Annotated in this window: 15 protein-coding genes; 9 read left to right on the forward strand and 6 right to left on the reverse strand. The window is 31.3% G+C overall.

Annotated elements, in window-relative coordinates:
* Nucleotides 1-193 precede the first annotated feature (193 nt).
* Complete coding sequence (locus ACH5TW_RS14675) at nucleotides 194-2,368, forward strand: TonB-dependent receptor (RefSeq protein ID WP_439337257.1); 2,175 nt, start codon at nucleotides 194-196, stop codon at nucleotides 2,366-2,368.
* Nucleotides 2,369-2,466: 98 nt separating this feature from the next.
* Here the strand turns inward: ACH5TW_RS14675 and ACH5TW_RS14680 are convergent, their stop codons facing one another.
* On the reverse strand, nucleotides 2,467-5,334 hold the full coding sequence (locus ACH5TW_RS14680) for a M61 family metallopeptidase (protein ID WP_439337258.1): 2,868 nt from the start codon (nucleotides 5,332-5,334) through the stop codon (nucleotides 2,467-2,469).
* 285 nt (nucleotides 5,335-5,619) lie between these two features.
* Here ACH5TW_RS14680 and ACH5TW_RS14685 point away from each other — a divergent pair, with 285 nt between their 5' ends.
* Nucleotides 5,620-6,624 carry a sugar kinase gene (locus tag ACH5TW_RS14685; protein WP_439337259.1) on the forward strand — a complete coding sequence of 335 codons (1,005 nt, stop codon included), beginning with the start codon at nucleotides 5,620-5,622 and terminating at the stop codon, nucleotides 6,622-6,624.
* 69 nt (nucleotides 6,625-6,693) lie between these two features.
* Here the strand turns inward: ACH5TW_RS14685 and ACH5TW_RS14690 are convergent, their stop codons facing one another.
* Both ACH5TW_RS14690 and ACH5TW_RS14695 read right to left on the reverse strand, forming a co-directional pair.
* A complete protein-coding gene (locus ACH5TW_RS14690) occupies nucleotides 6,694-8,076 on the reverse strand; it encodes a GH1 family beta-glucosidase (RefSeq protein WP_439337260.1) in 1,383 nt (460 codons plus the stop codon).
* Nucleotides 8,077-8,110: 34 nt separating this feature from the next.
* Nucleotides 8,111-9,724, reverse strand: a complete 1,614-nt coding sequence (locus ACH5TW_RS14695) for an MFS transporter (protein WP_439337261.1) — start codon at nucleotides 9,722-9,724, stop codon at nucleotides 8,111-8,113.
* A 388-nt stretch (nucleotides 9,725-10,112) separates the two neighbouring features.
* Between ACH5TW_RS14695 and ACH5TW_RS14700 the strand changes: the two genes are divergently transcribed.
* From ACH5TW_RS14700 to ACH5TW_RS14730, 7 genes are all read left to right on the forward strand, one after another.
* A complete protein-coding gene (locus tag ACH5TW_RS14700; RefSeq protein ID WP_439337262.1) occupies nucleotides 10,113-10,841 on the forward strand; it encodes an energy transducer TonB in 729 nt (242 codons plus the stop codon).
* Nucleotides 10,842-11,039: 198 nt separating this feature from the next.
* Nucleotides 11,040-11,660: a hypothetical protein gene (locus ACH5TW_RS14705; protein ID WP_439337263.1), complete on the forward strand. Its 621-nt coding sequence runs from the start codon at nucleotides 11,040-11,042 to the stop codon at nucleotides 11,658-11,660.
* Nucleotides 11,661-11,670: 10 nt separating this feature from the next.
* Nucleotides 11,671-13,011 (forward strand): 2TM domain-containing protein, encoded by a 1,341-nt coding sequence (locus ACH5TW_RS14710; protein WP_439337264.1) that lies wholly within the window; start codon nucleotides 11,671-11,673, stop codon nucleotides 13,009-13,011.
* 13 nt (nucleotides 13,012-13,024) lie between these two features.
* Nucleotides 13,025-13,324 (forward strand): 2TM domain-containing protein, encoded by a 300-nt coding sequence (locus ACH5TW_RS14715; RefSeq protein WP_439337265.1) that lies wholly within the window; start codon nucleotides 13,025-13,027, stop codon nucleotides 13,322-13,324.
* 11 nt (nucleotides 13,325-13,335) lie between these two features.
* Nucleotides 13,336-13,677, forward strand: coding sequence for a 2TM domain-containing protein (locus ACH5TW_RS14720; protein ID WP_439337266.1), 342 nt, complete (start codon nucleotides 13,336-13,338; stop codon nucleotides 13,675-13,677).
* Between the two features lie 3 nt (nucleotides 13,678-13,680).
* Nucleotides 13,681-13,992: a 2TM domain-containing protein gene (locus tag ACH5TW_RS14725; RefSeq protein WP_439337267.1), complete on the forward strand. Its 312-nt coding sequence runs from the start codon at nucleotides 13,681-13,683 to the stop codon at nucleotides 13,990-13,992.
* Nucleotides 13,993-14,141: 149 nt separating this feature from the next.
* Nucleotides 14,142-14,897: a LytR/AlgR family response regulator transcription factor gene (locus tag ACH5TW_RS14730; RefSeq protein WP_439337268.1), complete on the forward strand. Its 756-nt coding sequence runs from the start codon at nucleotides 14,142-14,144 to the stop codon at nucleotides 14,895-14,897.
* A gap of 249 nt (nucleotides 14,898-15,146) precedes the next feature.
* Here the strand turns inward: ACH5TW_RS14730 and ACH5TW_RS14735 are convergent, their stop codons facing one another.
* From ACH5TW_RS14735 to ACH5TW_RS14745, 3 genes are all read right to left on the reverse strand, one after another.
* Nucleotides 15,147-16,352, reverse strand: a complete 1,206-nt coding sequence (locus tag ACH5TW_RS14735; protein WP_439337269.1) for a DUF3089 domain-containing protein — start codon at nucleotides 16,350-16,352, stop codon at nucleotides 15,147-15,149.
* An 80-nt stretch (nucleotides 16,353-16,432) separates the two neighbouring features.
* Nucleotides 16,433-17,767 (reverse strand): 3-keto-disaccharide hydrolase, encoded by a 1,335-nt coding sequence (locus ACH5TW_RS14740; protein ID WP_439337270.1) that lies wholly within the window; start codon nucleotides 17,765-17,767, stop codon nucleotides 16,433-16,435.
* 54 nt (nucleotides 17,768-17,821) lie between these two features.
* Nucleotides 17,822-19,534 (reverse strand): glycosyl hydrolase, encoded by a 1,713-nt coding sequence (locus ACH5TW_RS14745; RefSeq protein ID WP_439337271.1) that lies wholly within the window; start codon nucleotides 19,532-19,534, stop codon nucleotides 17,822-17,824.
* Nucleotides 19,535-19,578 lie beyond the last annotated feature (44 nt).

Here is a 19,578-nt window from a genome sequence, read left to right on the forward strand (position 1 = left end):
AAATGTTTTGTTTTTTATAAAAAATGAAGTTCTTTTTTTTGATATTTTTTGGTTCAATTCTTTTCTTTTTGAGACAAAATATTCAATTCATCATCGATATTTTACAGTTCGGTTATTTAGAATTTTTACAATGAATCTTCTGTTGCAAATTTGCTTCATCAATTAGAAAACGATCTGTAGAATATTTTAAATTATGAAACATCCATTACTAAAAAACCGATACTTAATTATCATTATTATCACATTAATCAGTATGCAGTTATCTGCTCAATCAACTATTTCTGGAACTGTTTTTAATTCGAAAAAAGAACCTGTAATGGGAGCGAATATTTATTTAGAAGGTACTTATGATGGAAGTACAACGGATGAAAATGGCGCCTTTTTATTTACAACTTCAGAAACCGGAAATCAGAATTTAGTGGTTTCATATGTGTCTTATGAAACATATATGATGTATGCCGATATATCTTATATGAAAGATATAACTGTTAAGCTTCGCGAAGATGTAAATGCTTTGGATGCTGTTGTGCTTTCCGCTGGAACATTTCAAGCAGGCGATAATAGTAAAGTAAATGTTTTAAAACCATTAGATGTGGTTACAACTGCGAGTGCTTTAGGCGATTTTGTTGGTGCTTTGCAAACTTTACCAGGTACAACAACGGTTGCCGAAGATGGGCGTTTGTTTGTGCGTGGAGGTGATGCCGAAGAAACTCAGATTTTTATTGATGGTATTCGCGTGTTTACACCTTATACGCCTACAACAAACAATGCACCAACACGCGGACGTTACTCTCCATTTCTATTTGATGGTATTACGTTTTCAACGGGTGGGTATTCTGCAGAGTTTGGTCAAGCCTTATCGAGTGTGTTGCTATTAAATACGATTGATGAGCCCGACCAAGAAAAAACAGATATTGGTATTATGAGTGTGGTTGCAAGTTTAGGGAATACTCAAAAATGGGATAAAAGTTCGTTAAGTGTAAATGCATCCTACATTAATTTAGAACCGTATAATGCTATTTTTTCTAATAGAAACGATTGGATAAAGCCTTTTGAAACACTTTCTGGAGAAGCAGTTTATAGAAAGAAAACTAATTCTGGGTTGTTTAAACTTTACGGTGCTTTTGATGTTAGTAATTTTGAGTTAATACAAGAAGATATAAATGATCCTGAAGGGATGTATTTTAAACTGAATAATAAAAACTTATATTTTAATGGTTCGTATCAAGGTGTTTTAAGCGATACTTGGAGCATTCAAGGTGGATTTAGTTATACTAATGCTATAAATGGTTTGAATATTAATGAAAGTGTTATTGATGGTACAGAAAACTCTATTCACACAAAATGGAAATTTAAAAACCGAATAAGTAATCGTTTGAAGCTTTATTTTGGTGCTGAATATTTTGCAACTAATTTTAATGAAAATTATAATGATGAAACTATTATTGATGCTATGTATGGTTACAATAATAACATAGCAGCCGTATTTGCTGAGGCCGATATTTTTATATCTAAAAAGTTAGCGTTTAAAACTGGTGTTCGTGGAGAGTATAGCGAATTATTTAAAGATGCTACCGTTGCTCCAAGAATGTCTTTGGCTTATAAAACATCCAGTAAAAGTCAGTTGTCGTTAGCTTATGGTAACTTTTATCAGAATCCATCTAGTAATATTTTAAAGTTTAATCAGGATTTAAAAGCTCAAAATACGTCGCATTACATTTTTAACTATCAGTATAACGCCGATAGAAAAATTTTTAGAGCCGAAGCTTATTATAAAACCTATGATGATTTAGTAAAGTATGATTCTGATTTTACCACGTTCGAAAGTAATTTTAATAATAACGGTTCTGGTTTTGCAAAAGGCATCGATTTCTTTTGGAGAGATAGTAAAAGTATCAAGAGTTTTGATTATTGGATAAGTTACTCGTTTTTAGATACCGAACGCGATTATAAAAATTACGAAACCAAAGCGCAACCTAATTTTGCTAATACTCATAATCTATCGGTAGTTGGGAAATATTGGATTAACGATTGGCGTAGTCAAGTTGGATTTAGTTATGCTTTGGCTTCTGGTAGAACGTTTACCAATCCTAATCAACCAGGATTTTTAAATAATAAAACAAAACCGTATAACAATTTAAGTTTGAATTGGGCGTATTTAATAAGTCCGCAAAAAATATTATATGCTTCGGTTAATAATGTTTTAGGTTTTAAAAATATTAATGGGTATCAATATGCAAATACTCCAGATATGAATGGTCATTTTGACAGACGTGCATTACAACCTGCTGCAGATCAGTTCTTTTTTGTTGGGTTCTTTTGGACTATTAGCGACGATAAAAAGACTAACCAATTGGATAATTTGTAGGACGAGGTTCATTTAAACTTTTTATAACGATTTTAATGTCTTAAAAAAAGAATGTTTTTATTAATAAGCTTTATGGAAGAGTTTTGTTCTTAAAAGTATTATTTAAAAGCGTTTTCTACTTCAACTAACATTTTGTCGAGTTCATTTCTGTCAAACCATTTACCATGAAGCATAACTCCATTTATACTTTGCGTGTTTTTTATATCAGCAAATGGGTTTTTGTCTAGTAATACCAAGTTTGCGTTTTTACCTTCTGTAATACTTCCATCAACCGGATATGAATCTAGGTACCGAGAAGCATTAACAGTACTAGCATTTAAAATATCAAAAGGTTTCATTCCTAATTCTTGCAGAATTTCCATTTCTCTATGAATTGAAAAACCAACAATCGCCATACCAAATGTATCGCTACCTGTTAATAGTTTAACGTCGTTATCATTCAATATCTTGGTAAACTTTCGCATCCAGGTAATATATCTTTGAAATAAATCTTTAGCTGTTATGCCATCAATAACCAAATCTTTAAAATTGGTTCTAGAATTATTTTTATCTGTTAAATATTTATCTCTTTCTTTTTGTGATAAATATTTAACTAAATGACTCTTTTTCATGTTTTCAAACATGTTATCATCTAAATACTGAGGAATTTTTTCAAACACAACGAGGGTAGGTGTTACGTAAATTCCACTGTTTTTAATTTCTTGAGCTATAGAATTCAGTTCATTTATATTATCATTTAAGTATGTAAAATTTTCTTCTCCATTAAATATATATATAAATTCTTCTAGATGTTCAATAGATTTCATGCGTAACGAAAATTCTAAAGGTAATTTACGTTGTGCATGACCAATTACTTGAATGTTGTTTTTATTAGCTTCTTCAAGTAAAAATAAATATAAAACTTTTGGTAAATTATCTGCTAATTTTAAAAAGTCATACCCATTTTGGGTATGTTTTTTTATCTCATTTAATATTAATTCTTTTGTTTTAAGGTGTTCAAATTTAAGATAAGAGCCTGTTGTGTAATAATTAGGGCCTAAATATTCCCCCGTTTTAACTTTATGTCTTATTTCTGTTTGCTTTTGTTTTTGGTTTGGTTCTTCAGCCATATTTCTAACTGTAGTAACACCGTTAGCAATTAAAAGTTTAAAATCATCTTCTGGTGTTTCTTTCCCATTTCGCCAATGATAATGCATTTCTGAAAGACCTGGAATTAAATATTTGCCAGTACCATCAATTGTTTTTTGAATGTTATAGATAGATTTGTTAGTGTTTGGTTCAACACTAATAATTTTACCATTAGAAACAATAACACGGTGGTCCTTTAAGATAGTATCTCTATCCATTGGAATAACATTTACATTATCAAAAGCAAAAGTATTTAAGTTTAACCAAGATGATTTCAGTTTTTCTTGTTTGGGTGATGGGTTTTTAACGGCGGTTAAACTTGTGTCAGTTAAATTTAACCCTAATTTTCTAAAGAAATCTTGGTAATTTATTGGTGTTTCTCCAATAACATGTTTTTTGAAAAAATTGTCAATTGAAGGATATGTTATTAAAGAAATTTCATCTATTAGATTGTTATCAATAAAAGGTGTGTTTTTGCCATATTTAAGCGAGAGTACCTTCATTAAAGAAAGTAACCCTTTGTTACCATTGCTTTCTTCTCTTAAAAGGATATCTAAACACATTGCTATTAAAGCTCCTTTTTGATATACGTTAGCATAATTTTTATGATATTCTTTTTGTAGAATGTGTTCACTCATTAAAGTGAAACTTAAAGAATCATTATAGTTTTTAGAGGTTTTTAGTTTGTTAAATACTTCATTGTAAAATTCCTTTTCTGTAATTAAGTTTTGATCTATTTGAAATAACTTAGAAAAATATTCTGTAACGCCTTCGTATAACCATAGATGCTTTGAGAAATTAGGTGAATTATAATTAAAATTATGGATGTGTTCTGAATGGATATTTAATGGTGTTACAATATGAAAAAACTCATGAGCAACTAAATTCTTAAAGTGATAAAAAAGTTCGTCTTTTTTCATAGATTCTGGTAATACCATTACTGTTGATGAGTGATGTTCTAGAGCTCCATAATCATTAGGTTTTATTTCTTTTCCATCTGCAAAATATATCTGAATATCATATCTAGAAGTGGTTTTGAAGTTTTTTAAATAAGTTAGTTGAGACTTTAACATCTTAAAAACAACATCTTTCATTTCTTTGGCATTATAGATCTTGTTAGGAGAATATACACTTAGCACAATTTTAACGTCATTAATGGTAAATTCTTCAATGTCTAATCTTCCAAATAATACGGGATTGTCAATTAAATCAAAGTATCTAGGTGCAGTAAAAGTATAGTGTTTAGTATTATCGTTATTTGTTTTATAATTTTCTAACTCTAAACCTGTTGTATATGAAAAATGACTTGGAGCTTTTATGTTTAGAGTATGTTTTTTATCATTTAATTCTTCAAAATAACCAATAAATCCATGGAGGTTTAATACGTAATTTTCAGGATCAATATTAGTTCCAGCAGGGAATTGAGGAATGTTGTTGTATGTTTTTTTGTCAAGATCATACGTGTCATTAATTAAATATGTGATCTTGCTTAATCTTTTAGCATGTTTTATTTTCCATGAATTAATGTCTACCCTTAAAATAGGTAGTTTGTTTCCTTTTATATCAAATGCTTGTAGGTTTTCTACAAATCTTCCAAAATCACTAATAGCATATGTTCCTTGAATTACTTTTGGAAATCGATAAACTAATGATCTTGCTTCAATATTGTTTAAATTTATAGTGACAGGTACTTTGTCTTCAATAATATTAGTTAAATCTATTGTACTTGAAATTGAAGTTGAATTGTTGGCAAATATTGAACCATAAAATAGAATGAAGAGCAATAAGATTCCATGATTATAATTTATATGATATTGATTTATTTCGTTTTCTAACATAATTATTAAGATTTTATTAACTCTAAATTGAATGTCTTTAATTACAAAGACGAAAAATATTTATAAATGGTTGCCTAGGTTGTAATTTGAGCTCGATTTTTTTTTTTTTTTAGCTTGAAGGAGATTACTTATTTTGAAATCATTTTTATTTAATATTAGGTGCTTTTCTTCTAAATTATATCGATTATTCTGTAAAAATGTTAATTACTTAAAACAAACTTATTAATTGTTATAAGCCATTACAAATACAAATGTTAAATTTGTTAAATTAAAAATTTTAAAATAATGGGCCAGATTATAACATTCGGAGAGGTTTTAATGCGTATTTCACCACGTGGCAATAAAAAGTTTATTCAATCTAATATGGTTGAATTTTATTTTGGGGGAACTGAATTAAATGTAGGTATTTCAATTGCTAATTTTGGAGGTAATGTAAAGCACATTAGTTGTGTTTCTGATGACTTTATTGGTGATGCCGCAATTTCTTATATTAATAAATTTGGTGTAAGTACGTCTTCTGTCGTTTATTCAAAACGTCCGTTAGGTGTATATTTTCTGGAGGTTGGAGCTGTAATGCGCCCTAGTGCAATTTCGTATAATAGATCGCATTCTTCATTTTCTGAAATTAAACCATCTATGGTTAATTGGGAAAAAGCCTTTAAAAAAGGCGTTTGGATGCATTGGACTGGTATTACACCTGCCTTATCTAAAGGTGCTTTTGATACACTTAAGGAAGGATTGGCATTGGCTCATAAAAAAGGAATGATTATATCTGCAGATCCAACTTATAGAAGTGGTTTGTGGCAATATGGTCAAGATCCTAAAGAAGCTTTAATAGAATTACTAAATTATTCTACCATTTTTATTGGTGGTGTTAATGAGATAAATGAAGTGCTTGGTACTGACTTTGATTATTCTAACGATGATTTCCTTGAAGCGAGTAAACAACTTATAGAAACGTTTCCAACTATTGAAAAAGTATTTGATAAAATTAGAACCTCATTAAATTCTTCTTGGCACAAAATTAGAGCTAGAATGTGGAATGGTAAAGAGTTTAGAGAAACACAAGATTTAGATATTACTCATGTGGTAGATAGAATTGGTACTGGAGATGCTTTTGCTGCGGGCCTAATTTATGGATTACAACAATTTGATGATTATAAAGCTATGGAGTTTGCTAGTGCTGCTTGTGCTTTAAAACATACTTATGAGGGCGATGTTAATTATGCAACCGTACGAGAGGTAACCAGTATCTTAGATGGTAATACTTCTGGGCGTTTAGTTAGATAATTCATCATGTGTGTTTAATATTATTTATTTCTATGTTCTAGTATTCAAGAACATAGAAATAAATAGTTTTTAAACATCGGCACTATTGTTTTTTATGGCTTCTTTAAACCAAAGCGCTGAGTTTTTTGGAGTTCGTTTTAGAGTTTTAAAATCTACATAATGTAAACCAAATCTTTTGTCGTATCCAGAAGCCCATTCAAAATTATCCATGAAAGACCATGCGAAATAACCTTTAAGGTTAACACCGTTTTCTATAGCTTCTTGACAAGCTTGTAGGTAGCCTTTATAAAAATTTAAACGTTCTTGGTCATTTACTTCTCCGTTAACTATTTGGTCGTCATAAGCACAGCCGTTTTCAGTAATATAAATTTCTGGACTGTTATAACGGGCATCAATCCATTCTAGCATTTTTTTACAACCCCAAGGCACAACAGCCCAATTCATGAATGTAAGATCCCAGTTTTTATCTAGAGATAAATCGACAGCTTGATCTTCAGAAATACCGCCGTTACCATAAACACTTCGTTCTTTAATAGAACCATCATCTTGTGCTGCATACATGGTTGTGTAATGATTTAAGCCAAAAAAATCAGAGGTTCCAATAATCATTTTCTTTTCATCATCAGAAAATTTAGGGAGTCTATCTCCTAAGCGAGCTTTCATCACGTCTGGGTAGTCGCCTTTGTAAACAGGATCTGCAAACCATGCTAAGAAAAATTGAAGCGCTCTTTCTGCCGCTTCTTTATCAGCATCGCTATTGGTAAGCGGTTCTCTCCAATCACAATTATTAGTAATACCTATTTGTCCGTTTTGATAACTGTATTTGTTTTTATAAATATGATATGCCTTAGCATGCGCTAATATTAATTGATGCGCTGCTAAATAAGGTTCAGAATCAGACAGTCTACCAGGAGCAAAAACACCTTGTCCGTAACCTAAAATTGAAACGACCCAAGGTTCGTTTAAAGTAATCCAGTTTTTAACACGGTCTCCAAAACGTTCAAAGCATAAATCGGCATAAGCTGCAAAATAATCTGGGATAGCATTTCCTAACCAACCATCATCTTCTAGTTGTAGAGCAAGTGGTAAATCCCAGTGGTATAAAGTTACCCATGGTACAATATCTGCTTTTATTAATTCGTCAATTAAATCTGAATAAAATTGAATACCAGCTTCATTAATGTCTCCTTTTCCTGTAGGCATAACTCTTGCCCAAGCAATAGAAAAACGATAGGCTTTAACACCCATGTTTTTCATTAATTGAATATCTTCTTTAAATTTATGATAATGGTCACAAGCAATTTCGCCTGTTTCTCCGTTATGTGTTTTTCCTGGTATGCTTGAAAAAGCATCCCAAATAGATGGTCCTTTACCATTTGTTGTTGCTGCTCCTTCTATTTGGTATGATGAGGTGGCTGTACCCCATATAAAGTCCTTTGGAAATGTATTCATTTTTATAAAAATCTATTTTCTTCTGGTAATTATATTAATTGTCTTCTAGTTGAATGCGTCTGCTGCTTAATTCGGTAGAAATCTCATTCATTTTTTTTCTGTTTAAAGGGTAAAGAAACATAAGACCTGCAGCAAAAAGTGCAATAATTGAAGGTATCCAACTCATTAGCATAATCATACCTGGAATAGCGCCTTGTATTGTTGATGGGTCTTGCCCGTTGTAATTAAAAGCACCTAATGTTAAACCGATTATGGCTCCGGCAACTCCTCCACCAAATTTTGTGGAAAATGAACCTGCAGAATAAATAAGCCCTGTTGCGCGTCTTCTATTTTTCCATTCTGAGAAATCAGCTGCGTCGCCTAGCATAACAAAGAAAAGTGTTGGGAAAATTGCTGCAGCAAACTCAGAAATAATACCAATAGAGAAAATGGCTCCAATATCATTTGCAGTGCAAAACATTAATAAAGCATTTACTATTCCAGAAAAAATTAAAGCATAAATAAATAAGTTACGTTTCCCAAACTTTCTACTTAATGGCGCTGTAAAAAAAGCACCTGCAATAGAGGCTATCATTAATCCAACCAAATAAGATGCTGAGAGTAATTGGTCATTTAAATAATGGGTGAAATATATAATTACAATAGTTTGTTTTATGGAGTTGTATATGTTGAATAAAAGTCCAATACCTAGTAGTACTAACCAAGGTTTGTTGCGAATTAAATCTTTAAAATCTTGACCTAAATTAGTTTTTTGGTTTTTAGGTGGTTTTACTCTTTCTTTAGTTGATGAGAAAGTGACTAGCATTAATAGAGCAAGTATAGCCGACATGATATACATAGACTTGCTATAACCTTGTTTTTGATCAATAATTGAAATATTACTAGCTGTTATATTTTTTTCACCAGTAACAAGGAAAGTATATTTCTCATCCTCAATCATTTTAAAACTTTTGCCAGGTGTAGATGTGTTGTCATCTATTTTAGTATTTGCAGCATCCCAAGTAAATAAAGCAATACCATTTTTGGTTTTAATGTTAACATGCTCAACGTCTTTTGCCGATGACACTTCGATTTTGAATTTTTCGTCTTCTAATTTTGTAACATCAATTGTTGGGTTTACATTTCCAAAATATGCTACTAAAAAAAGTAAAGCTCCTTGTACTAGCATACCACCGCCAAAAGCACCAACCATTCTAAAAGAGCCTATACTGGTTCGTTCTTTATCATTGCCAGTCATTACTGCCATTAGGGCGCCATAAGGAATGTTGTTTGCTGTATATATTAATGTGAAAAATATATATGTTATATAAGCATAAACTATTTTTCCGTTAGCTCCAAGTTCTGGACTTGTAAATAATAATGAAAGAATAACCCCAAGAGGAATGGCTGTCCATAAAATCCAAGGTCTAAATTTTCCGTATTTAGATTTTGTACGGTCTCCAATAATTCCCATTAAAATATCGCTAATACCATCACTAGATCTAGCAACAAGCATTAAAACACCAACTGTAACAGGACTTAAACCAAATACATCTGTGTAAAATATGAATAGAAAAGTCTGTACACCTCTCCAGGCAATATTGGCTGCGCCATCACCTAGTGCGTAACCTATTTTTTCTTTTAACGAAATCTTTTCATTAATATCCATCTATAGTTGTTTTCTAAAAAAAAACTCAAATGTAAATAAATTTTATATTGAGCTTCTATTTTGTTTTTATGGAATTTTTTCCAGTGATTATGTTCTTTTTAAAACTGTTTTGAGTGTTTTTTGAGTCTTATGTTTATGACTATGATAACAACACTTTTTGGTTTTAAAATCTAATATAAATTAAAAATCTTGCTAAAGGTTATAACTTATTGCTTATGCAACAATAGTTATAGCAATTGCTTCGAATGTTTTATTTGTGCAAATTAAAGACTTACAGAAAAAGACTTATTGAATAAAAGGTGAAAATCATTTTTTTTAAGAATATGATAATTGTCATACTTATATATTGATAATTCAAATATTTTTATCCTATTAAATTTCGATTGTCATGGAAGTTAAAAAGAACCCAAAATTGGAAATAGGCCGCAATAGTGGTTTATATTTCGCTATTGGTCTCAATTTAATGTTGTTTTTATCTTGGAGATCTTTAGAATATAAAACATATGAGAAGGATGATATAACATTGGAAGTTTTAAATTTAGAAGCAGAAATAGAAGATGATATACCAATAGTTAATATAAACACACCACCTCCACCACCTCCACCACCAGCAGTAATTCAAGAGTCAATACAAATTGTTGAAGATGAAGAAGAGGTTGTAGAAACGGTAATTGAAAGTACTGAAACAGATCAAGATGATGCTATTCAAGATGTTGTTGAAGTTAGTGATGTTAGTGTTGAAGAAGTATATGATGATGTAGAAGTCGCATTTGCAATTATTGAAAATGTACCAGTGTATCCTGGTTGTGAAGGGTTGTCTAGAGTAGCAACAAAAGAATGTTTTCAGAAAAAAATACAACAACATGTTGTAAAACATTTTCATTACCCACAATCAGCTTTAGATTTAGGTATACAAGGACGAGTGTCTGTTGTTTTTGTTATAGGTTCAGATGGTGTTACTACTAATGTGCGTTCTAGAGGACCAGATAGAATTTTAGAAAAAGAAGCAGAGCGTATAATAAGTTTATTACCAAAAATGAAACCAGGAAAACAACGAGGTAGAGCAGTAAAAGTAGCTTACGCTGTGCCCATATTTTTTAAATATCAAGAAGGATAGTATTTAGTAATTAGTAATTAGTTTTTAAATCGAAAAAAATCAAGAAGCACCACTCTTTCTTGGTTTTTTTTGTGTTTTAAAATAAGTTTGTTTGACGAGGGTAACATTTCATCCTAAAAAAATAACAGTTGGGTCATTCACTTTTTATAAACATGTAGTTACGTTAGATATTTGTTTCATAATTAAAACAGAAATAAAATGAAACATGTAATTATTATCGCAACATTATTAGTCTCAGTATTAACAACTGCTCAAACTAATTATGAAAAAGGAATGCAAAAAGCTTTCGAATTATGGGGAAGCAATCCAATTGAAGCAGCAAATTTATTAGAACGCATTGCTAAGGCAGAACCAGATAATTGGTTACCACCATATTATGCGGCACAGGTTAATATTGTGAGTAGTTTTGGAGAAAAAGATGAAAAAAGACTATCTGAAAAGCTTAAAAAAGCACAAGATTTAATTAACGATGCCACAGCAATTTCAAAAGATAACCCAGAGATTATGGTGATGCAAGCCTTATTGCATACTGCATGGGTAGCTTATGATGGTGCCACTTATGGTATGACATTATCTGGAAAAGTTGTTGAGCTTTACACTAAAGCAGCACAGATAGCTCCAGAAAACCCAAGAGTTGTGTATTGTAAAGCAGAGTGGGATATGGGAGGTGCAAAATATTTTGGACAAGATACCACACCATTTTGTAAAGATTTAGAACGTGCCATAGAACTTTTTGCTAACTTTAAACCAGAAAAAGCATTTTATCCAAATTGGGGTAATGAACGTGCTGTGCAAGTTTTCGAATCTTGTGGAAAATAAATAAAAGGTTATGACGAAATGGATTAAAGATATAATAATCAGTTTTTTTATAGGTTGCGCTGTTTTTATAATAGGAAACTTTTTTTATAATCAGTTTCAATTTAACAGTTTCAACGATGCATTAATCAATTTTGGATTTTATCAACTATATTCATTTGTATTAGGTTATTCCAATATGTACTTTTTCGGTTTTATGGAACGTATAAGCTGGAAAAAGAAAGAGACTATTAAACGTATTGTTTTAGGTGTTTTGGGGTCCACCATTGTTACCTTAATGGGGTTGTTTGTTTTAAGATCATTGACTGCAATCTTGTTAGAAGGTATCACATTTACAGATTTTATCGCTAAAGAAAAACTTATTAATTATCAATTCGGAGTTTGGATAACCTTAACTATCGTTATTGTTTTTCATATTATTTATTTTTATAATAAGTACCAGCAAAATAAAATAAAAGAGCAAAAGGTAATAGCTGGAACAGCAAATGCCAAGTTTGATGCTTTAAAAAATCAGTTAGACCCACATTTCTTATTCAATAGTTTAAACGTTCTAACAAGTTTAATAGAAGAAAACCCAGATAATGCGCAACGGTTTACAACCTCATTATCAAAAGTGTATCGTTATGTTTTAGAACAAAAAAGTAAGGAATTAGTAACGGTAGATGAAGAGTTGCAATTTGCAAAAACTTATATGTCTTTGCTTAAAATGCGTTTTGAAGATAGTATTGTGTTTACCATGCCCGAAAGGGCATCAAACCCAGAAAGTAAAGTGGTGCCACTATCATTACAATTACTTTTAGAAAATGCTGTAAAACATAATATAGTAACAGCAAATAGTCCTTTGCATATTAAGATTTACGAAGATGATGGTAGCTTAGTTGTAGAAAATAATTTGCAACCCAAACAAATAGTGAAAAAGAGTAGTGGTGTAGGTTTAAGTAATATTATGCAACGTTATAACTTGTTAACCAATAGAAAAATAGATATAAATAAAGAAGCAAAAAGTTTTGTTGTAGCTATACCCATGCTAACCAAACAAATATCAGTTATGAGACCAGAATCAGAATCAATAATAGATGATAGTTATCTGCGTGCACGCAATCATGTAGACGAACTTAAGGGCTTCTATTATAGTTTAATATCTTATTGCTTAGTCATTCCGTTTTTAATATTCATTAATTATAAAACCTCATGGGACTTTCAATGGTTTTGGTTTCCCATGGCAGGTTGGGGACTTGGTTTAACCATTCAAGGTTTTAGAGTCTTTGTAAACGATAAAGCTTTTGGAAGACGCTGGGAAGAAAAAAAGATAAAAGAGTTCATGCAGGACGAGGAAGAAGATCGTTGGAACTAAAGAATTAGAAATTATGGAAAGATTACCAGAAACAGATACAAAATACATAAGAGCCCGTAAAAGGGTAGACGATTTAAAAGGGTTTTATTCTAATCTAACATCCTATTGCTTGGTTATCCCTTTTTTAATATTCATTAATTATAAAACTTCATGGGGCTTTCAATGGTTTTGGTTTCCGTTAGCCGGTTGGGGGTTAGGATTAAGCATTCATGCCTACCACATATTTGTAAACAATGGTGTTTTAGGCCGTAAATGGGAAGAGCGCAAGTTGCGAGAGTTTATGAATCAAGAAGAAAAAGAGCGTTGGAATTAAATTGACACATCATGAAAAATTCAGATTATAATAATAAATCAAGTCAGTACCATAAAGAAAGTGCTTATTTAAGAGCCCAACAGCGGCTTAAAGATATTAAAGGATTCTATTGGCATGCCTTCTGGTATGTAGTCGTAAATATTTTCATTATTGTAATGATTGTAAAGAATTCTGGAGGGGATATCTGGAATTTTGGTGTCTTTGCAACACCCATTTTTTGGGGAATAGGTTTAGGTTTTCATGCTATAATGGTATTTGGTAAAAGCCTTTTTTTTAGTAAATCGTGGGAAAACAGAAAGATTCAAGAATTCATGGAAAACGAAAAAGAAAGCGATAAACATAAATTTGAATAGCTTATGAAAACTTTAAACGAAAAAAACGAAAGCTATATAAAAGCTAAAGAAAAAGTAAAAAGCATTCAAATTTTTTATATTCACTTGGTGGGGTATATTATTGTGGTCCTACTTCTTTCATATAATATTTATATAGCAGCCGGAGAATATCGAAATTTCTTTGTGTGGCTAGATATTTTCTTTTTAGTAGCATGGACTATCTTTATAGTATTGCATGGTCGTAACGTTTTTAAAGGAAAAAGAATTTTTAATAAAAGTTGGGAAGAACGAAAAATTAAAGAGCACATAGAAAAGCAACAAAGAAAAAATAAATAGTATAATTGGGGCGTTACCTTTATCCTGAATTAAGTTCAGGAACTGGTCGGGCTTTCACTACTCGTTCTCTGCGAGGAGCTCAAACAGACCGTTTAATTCCTAACGCACTATCAGCCAAGTAAAAGTAAATCATAAAAACAAAGCAACCAATGAAGGTCATAATTATAGAAGACGAAAAACCATCAGCACGCCGGTTACAGCGTATGCTTCAAAGTTTAGATTTAAAAGCCGAAGTTATGCTGCATTCTGTTGAAGAATCTATTAATTGGTTTCAAAATAACGAACACCCCAATTTAATATTTCTAGACATTCAATTAAGCGATGGCTTATCGTTCGAAATTTTTGAAACTATAGATATTAAATCCGCCATAATATTCACCACAGCTTACGATGAATATGCGCTTCAAGCCTTTAAATTAAATAGCATCGATTATTTATTAAAACCAATTGATGAAGACGATTTAGCAACCGCTGTAGAAAAATACAAAGCACGCACACCTCAAAAACAAGCCGTTACTCTAGATTTTAACGACATAAAAAAGCTACTAGTAAACCCAATAGATCGTGCTTATAAAAAACGTTTTTCTGTAAAAGTAGGACAGCACCTAAAACTTATAAATATAGATGATATCGAGTGTTTTTATAGCGAAAACAAAGGTACTTATTTGTATACATCAGAAGGCAGGAATTATTTGTTAGATACCACGCTCGAGTTATTAGAAAATGAATTAGAGCCACAAACCTTTTTCCGTATTAACCGAAAATTCTTTGTAAATATAAATGCTATAAAAGATATGGTAAGTTATACCAATTCGCGTTTACAAATAAAACTAAAAACCTATAACAATCAAGACGTTATTGTAGCTCGCGAGCGTGTTAAAGATTTTAAAGCTTGGTTGGAGTAGAATGTTTTTTTGATGAGGTTCGTTTAATGACGTAGATATGAAATCGTTTTAATGATTTATATCATACGTTAAACGAAGTTATCTATTTTTTCTGACAAAGTCAAGTGTGTTTAGTTTCTTTATAGCATTTGTATCTAATAAAACTTCAATTTTAATAAGGAATCTGTTCAATGTATTCAGATTGTAAAAAAAATAAAGCTTGGTAGGGTAACAGTTTAAAAAAACAAGTAATTGTTTTTTTATTGACTTTTATTTTATGCAAGTATTTATTTTTTTATCTATTTGTTCCATTAAGGCCCATAAATAAATATGATAATCTTTAACATGATAACCCCAGTTTGGATAATTTGGATTGTTTTTTTCATTTTCCAAATCGTTAGGTCTTTGGTCATTTACTTGCGCATTATGTTCTATACTTAATACTACTTTTTGTAAACCCTCTCTTCTCTGTCTTACATTATACAAACCATCAAAAGCAATAAAATTAGTGCCATTTCCAAGATTATAATTTGCGTTTGGCATAATGTAATTTTTTAAGGGCGAAAAACTGTCTCCATAATAACTAAAATCTTGAACAAACCAATCTTGACTTTTATCAAACATTCTATAAACAAGTCCGCTATTTATTAGGAAAGGATTAAATTCAGGTAAGCCATAGTTTATATCAATTATTGATTGTTGCTCATCAAAGGTAGCCCAATTATTTATACAGCCACATTCGTCTGTCGAAGTGCACAACGGAATGTTTTCCCACCAACCTCCTTTATATGTTTCTTGGTTTGCATAAACATACGCCATACCACCTAAAGCAGCATTCACCAGTTTTTCTCGTAAATCTAAATTGTTATCAAATAAATCTCTTAATAACATTGCTAATAAATAGGATCCTTGCGAATGTCCTGCTAATATAATTTTATTTCCTTCATTATAGTTGTTAAGATAATTAAGGAATGCTGCTTTTACATCGCTATATGATGTTGCTATAATATTAGCTTGAAGCTCTTTGTTTATATCATCTTTATATGTTTTACCAGTAGACTGTCTGTATCTTGGAGCAAACATTCTTCCATATTTAGAAAGCAAACCTCCCTGAGCTATTATGGTGCCATTTATTAAAAGCGAGGATTGGTCTTCTATGTCAATGTTTTCAGGTGTTGAATTTTGTGTTAAAACTGTTGGGTGAACAAAAAACACATCAATTCCTGTATTGGTAGTAGAATTATTAGGAATTTGTATTGTTTGTTCTATTTGTAAATTTTCATCTATAACAGCAATATCTAAATTATAATTTGATAAAATTGTTGTTTTATTTGGATGAAATGCCCAATTATTTAGAGAGTTATAATCAATCGAAGATGATGAGAAGTCTATTGTTTCTTGTTCTGTTTCTATTTTGTCTGTTTTAGAACAAGATAATATTGAAATTATTAATGTAATTAAAAGAAAAGGTTTCATTTATGAAATTTTAAACATAAGACTTATTATCATAAAAATGGTTTAATTGGATTACTGAAAATCAAATTAATACTTGTTTTTTAATAAGGAATCAGTTCAATTGATTTGTAATAAGTTTCAGCGTATTCAGATTGTAAAAGAATTTTTCCTTCTGATACTGATAGACTCGTAACCCAATTTACAAGATGTCCGTTTACATAATGTTCTGATTCGTTACCGTTACAAATAACTTCAATAGTATTCCACTCTCCTTTAGGGTTTTCAAAATTTTCAGTTCTAATAATGTGTTTCATATTCCAGCCTATTTCAGATTTGTTTGGAGAGTCTGCCGTTGTACCATCAATACACCAATAATCACCACAATCGCCTTCTTGTATCTGGCACTCAATAGATTTTGGCCATATTTTATCTTTTTCGCCTTCAGTAAAATGATAAAGAATACCATTATCACGTTTCATGTTTTCGCGTGGTGGATACCTTTTGTCTCCCCATTTAAAAACAGCTTTTAGATAATAATTCGAATACGATTTTTCTGTGCCAATATATCCAAGTTGTTTGCCTTCTATTCGAAGTAAATTATTTTCGACAGTAAAATTATGTTTTGGGTTTTTGTTTACTCCAATAGAATCTAAATACGTATACCAACCTTCTGTATTTTCCTGATTAAAAAGTTTTATAACATTCGTTTCCCGAATCCAAATATTTCTAAAAGATACAGGACATCCATGGTCTTGTAATAAAAGCGGTAATTGAAAGTTGTGTTTTTTATAGAAAGGCTGTCCTGTATATACTGCGTCTCCTTTTATTTCAACATGATTTTGTATAATAATACCATTATGTAAAACCGTAATGTAAGCAGGAGTTTTTAACGTACTGTCTACATTAAATCTAGGCGCTGTATATATAATATCGTAAGTTTGCCATGTTCCAGGTTTTTTTGAAGCATTAACCATGGGGATATGTTGTTTGTAAATAGCTCCTGCTTGCCCGTTAGAATAAGTCGTATTATCGTAACTATCTAATATTTGAACTTCGTATCTCTCTTGAAAATAGACGCCACTGTTTCCTCTGTTTTGTCCTTCGCCTTTAATTTTGGTAGGAGTTCGCCATTCCAAATGCAATTGGCAATCGGCAAATTTTCTTTTGGTTTTAATAGAGCCGCTTCCTGGTAATATGGTTAGTATACCGTTTTCAATATTCCATCTTGGTTTGTCTCCTGTATCACTTTTCCATTCATCAAGATTTGAACCATCAAAAAGAATAATGGCATCTGATGGCGCTTTTTGATTGTCTCCTGGTGTAACAGTTTTAGGTACCGGTGACCAAGCTTCTGTAAGTTTTGGATCGAGTTGTGAATAAACACTATTATATGTAAATAAAAACAGCGTGATAACAGGTAAAAAAAGATGCTTCATTTTAAAATAATTTTTGATGATTTTACTAAAAAAAATAGGATAAGAGTCTTATTGTTAATTCAGGTCTTCTGGCTTGTTTATGGTTACCTTAAAATCATCAAAATAAATATAAGAATCATTTTTTGGTGCCCAATCCGGTGTGTTACCTCCATGAAAAGTTGAAAAGTAGAATGAATTAATTTGTCCTAAAGGCGCTAAGCGATACCGTACTTTGTTATTCGTTATTACTTTGTTTCCGTCTACCCAAACTTCCATAATACCGTTTGTTTTATCGTCACTATTTAATTTTATATGTTGTGTGATTCTATACCACTTTTCGGTATTAAAAACAGTATTCATTTTAATACCATCTCCCCATTTGCCTTTCATATCCTTATAATAGAAGTAAACAATGGCTTCGCCTTGTTTTTTCCACATGTAACGCGCACTCCAGCCTTCACCTTTAGTTGGATGAACGCCGCCTGTAAATGTAGAGCCTCCACTTGTTAAGCCTGGTAATTTACCTCCTAATTTAAAATCGAATCCGTCCTTGAATTTTAAAAAATAGTCTAGATAATATTCGTCTGCATTAGGTAATGGTTTGTCAAATTGTATACCGCCTTGTTCTGGGCCTATGGAACCTTTTGGGTAAAATACTTTTAATACTTTACCATGTACATCATCCTCTTCAATAGAAGCTCTGTTTTTAATAGAACTCCAATTAGCATTTCCTATGTCGTTTGTTAAGTTGTCTTCATTATATGTTCCAATATTATTTTTTTCAAAATCTAATTTAAAAATAGTAGCGTTGTTTTTTTTGCTAATCGTATTTGGATAATTGTAAATGGATTTAACACGTTCTTCAGTATTTGCAGTTAACAACCAACCAGACCAAACCATAAACCAAGACCATTTGGGTTGTGCTTTTAGTATGTTTGGTTTAGGAAGTTGGCCCACTTCACCAAGAGCAATAGGCTTTCCTTCTGCTAATTCTAGAAGTTGGTTATAATCTTTCTGTTCATAATCAAAATGGTACACATCAGTAGCTAATATATCAACATATGAATGTCCAGGGTAAAAGTCTTTATAGTCAAATGCGTTGTCTTCAGGGATATCTCTTGGAGCATTAGCATTCCATACCCAAATGAGATTGTTTATTTGATGATAATTGGTTAATCGATCATATAATAATTGCCATAATTTAGAAAACCCTTCATCACCTTTTTTATTGCCCCACCAAAACCAAACACCATTCATTTCATGATAGGGTCTCCAGAGTACTGGGATATTTTCCTGTTGAATTTTTTTAAGGTGAATAGCTAATTGGTCAACTTGATTTAGCCAGCGGTTATGTATGTCAGTTCCTTGAGTTATTAAATCTTTCCAATCGGCATCAGATATTTTGCTTTGCACACTTTCTTTCCACCCAAAAGGTGCATTGTCTGATGGTTTTCCAACATGCCACATTAAAGTAATAATGGCGCCTTCTTTATGTTTTTTAATAACGTCGTTAACGATTTTAAATCCAGGATCTGTATTTCCGCCACTCCAATAAAAATCAGTACCCCAAATGGCAGGATATTTCCCAGTTAATTCAAATGCTTTATCGTAAAATCGATCTGTTTCATGACTATAACAATGTTGCCCCGATAAGATGTTATCTTTTAATTCGTGGATATAACTTAATAGGTTTTTTGCTTCTTTGGTAGCGTTTTTATTAACGAGTTCTGTTTGAGTATAACCAATTTGTGATATAATGGTTATTAAAAAAAAGAGTAAATATTTCATAATATTAGTTAACGCAGGTATGATATGTGGTATAGATAAACTAT

It is taken from the genome of Thalassobellus sediminis (assembly GCF_044386045.1).
GTDB lineage: Bacteria > Bacteroidota > Bacteroidia > Flavobacteriales > Flavobacteriaceae > Thalassobellus > Thalassobellus sediminis.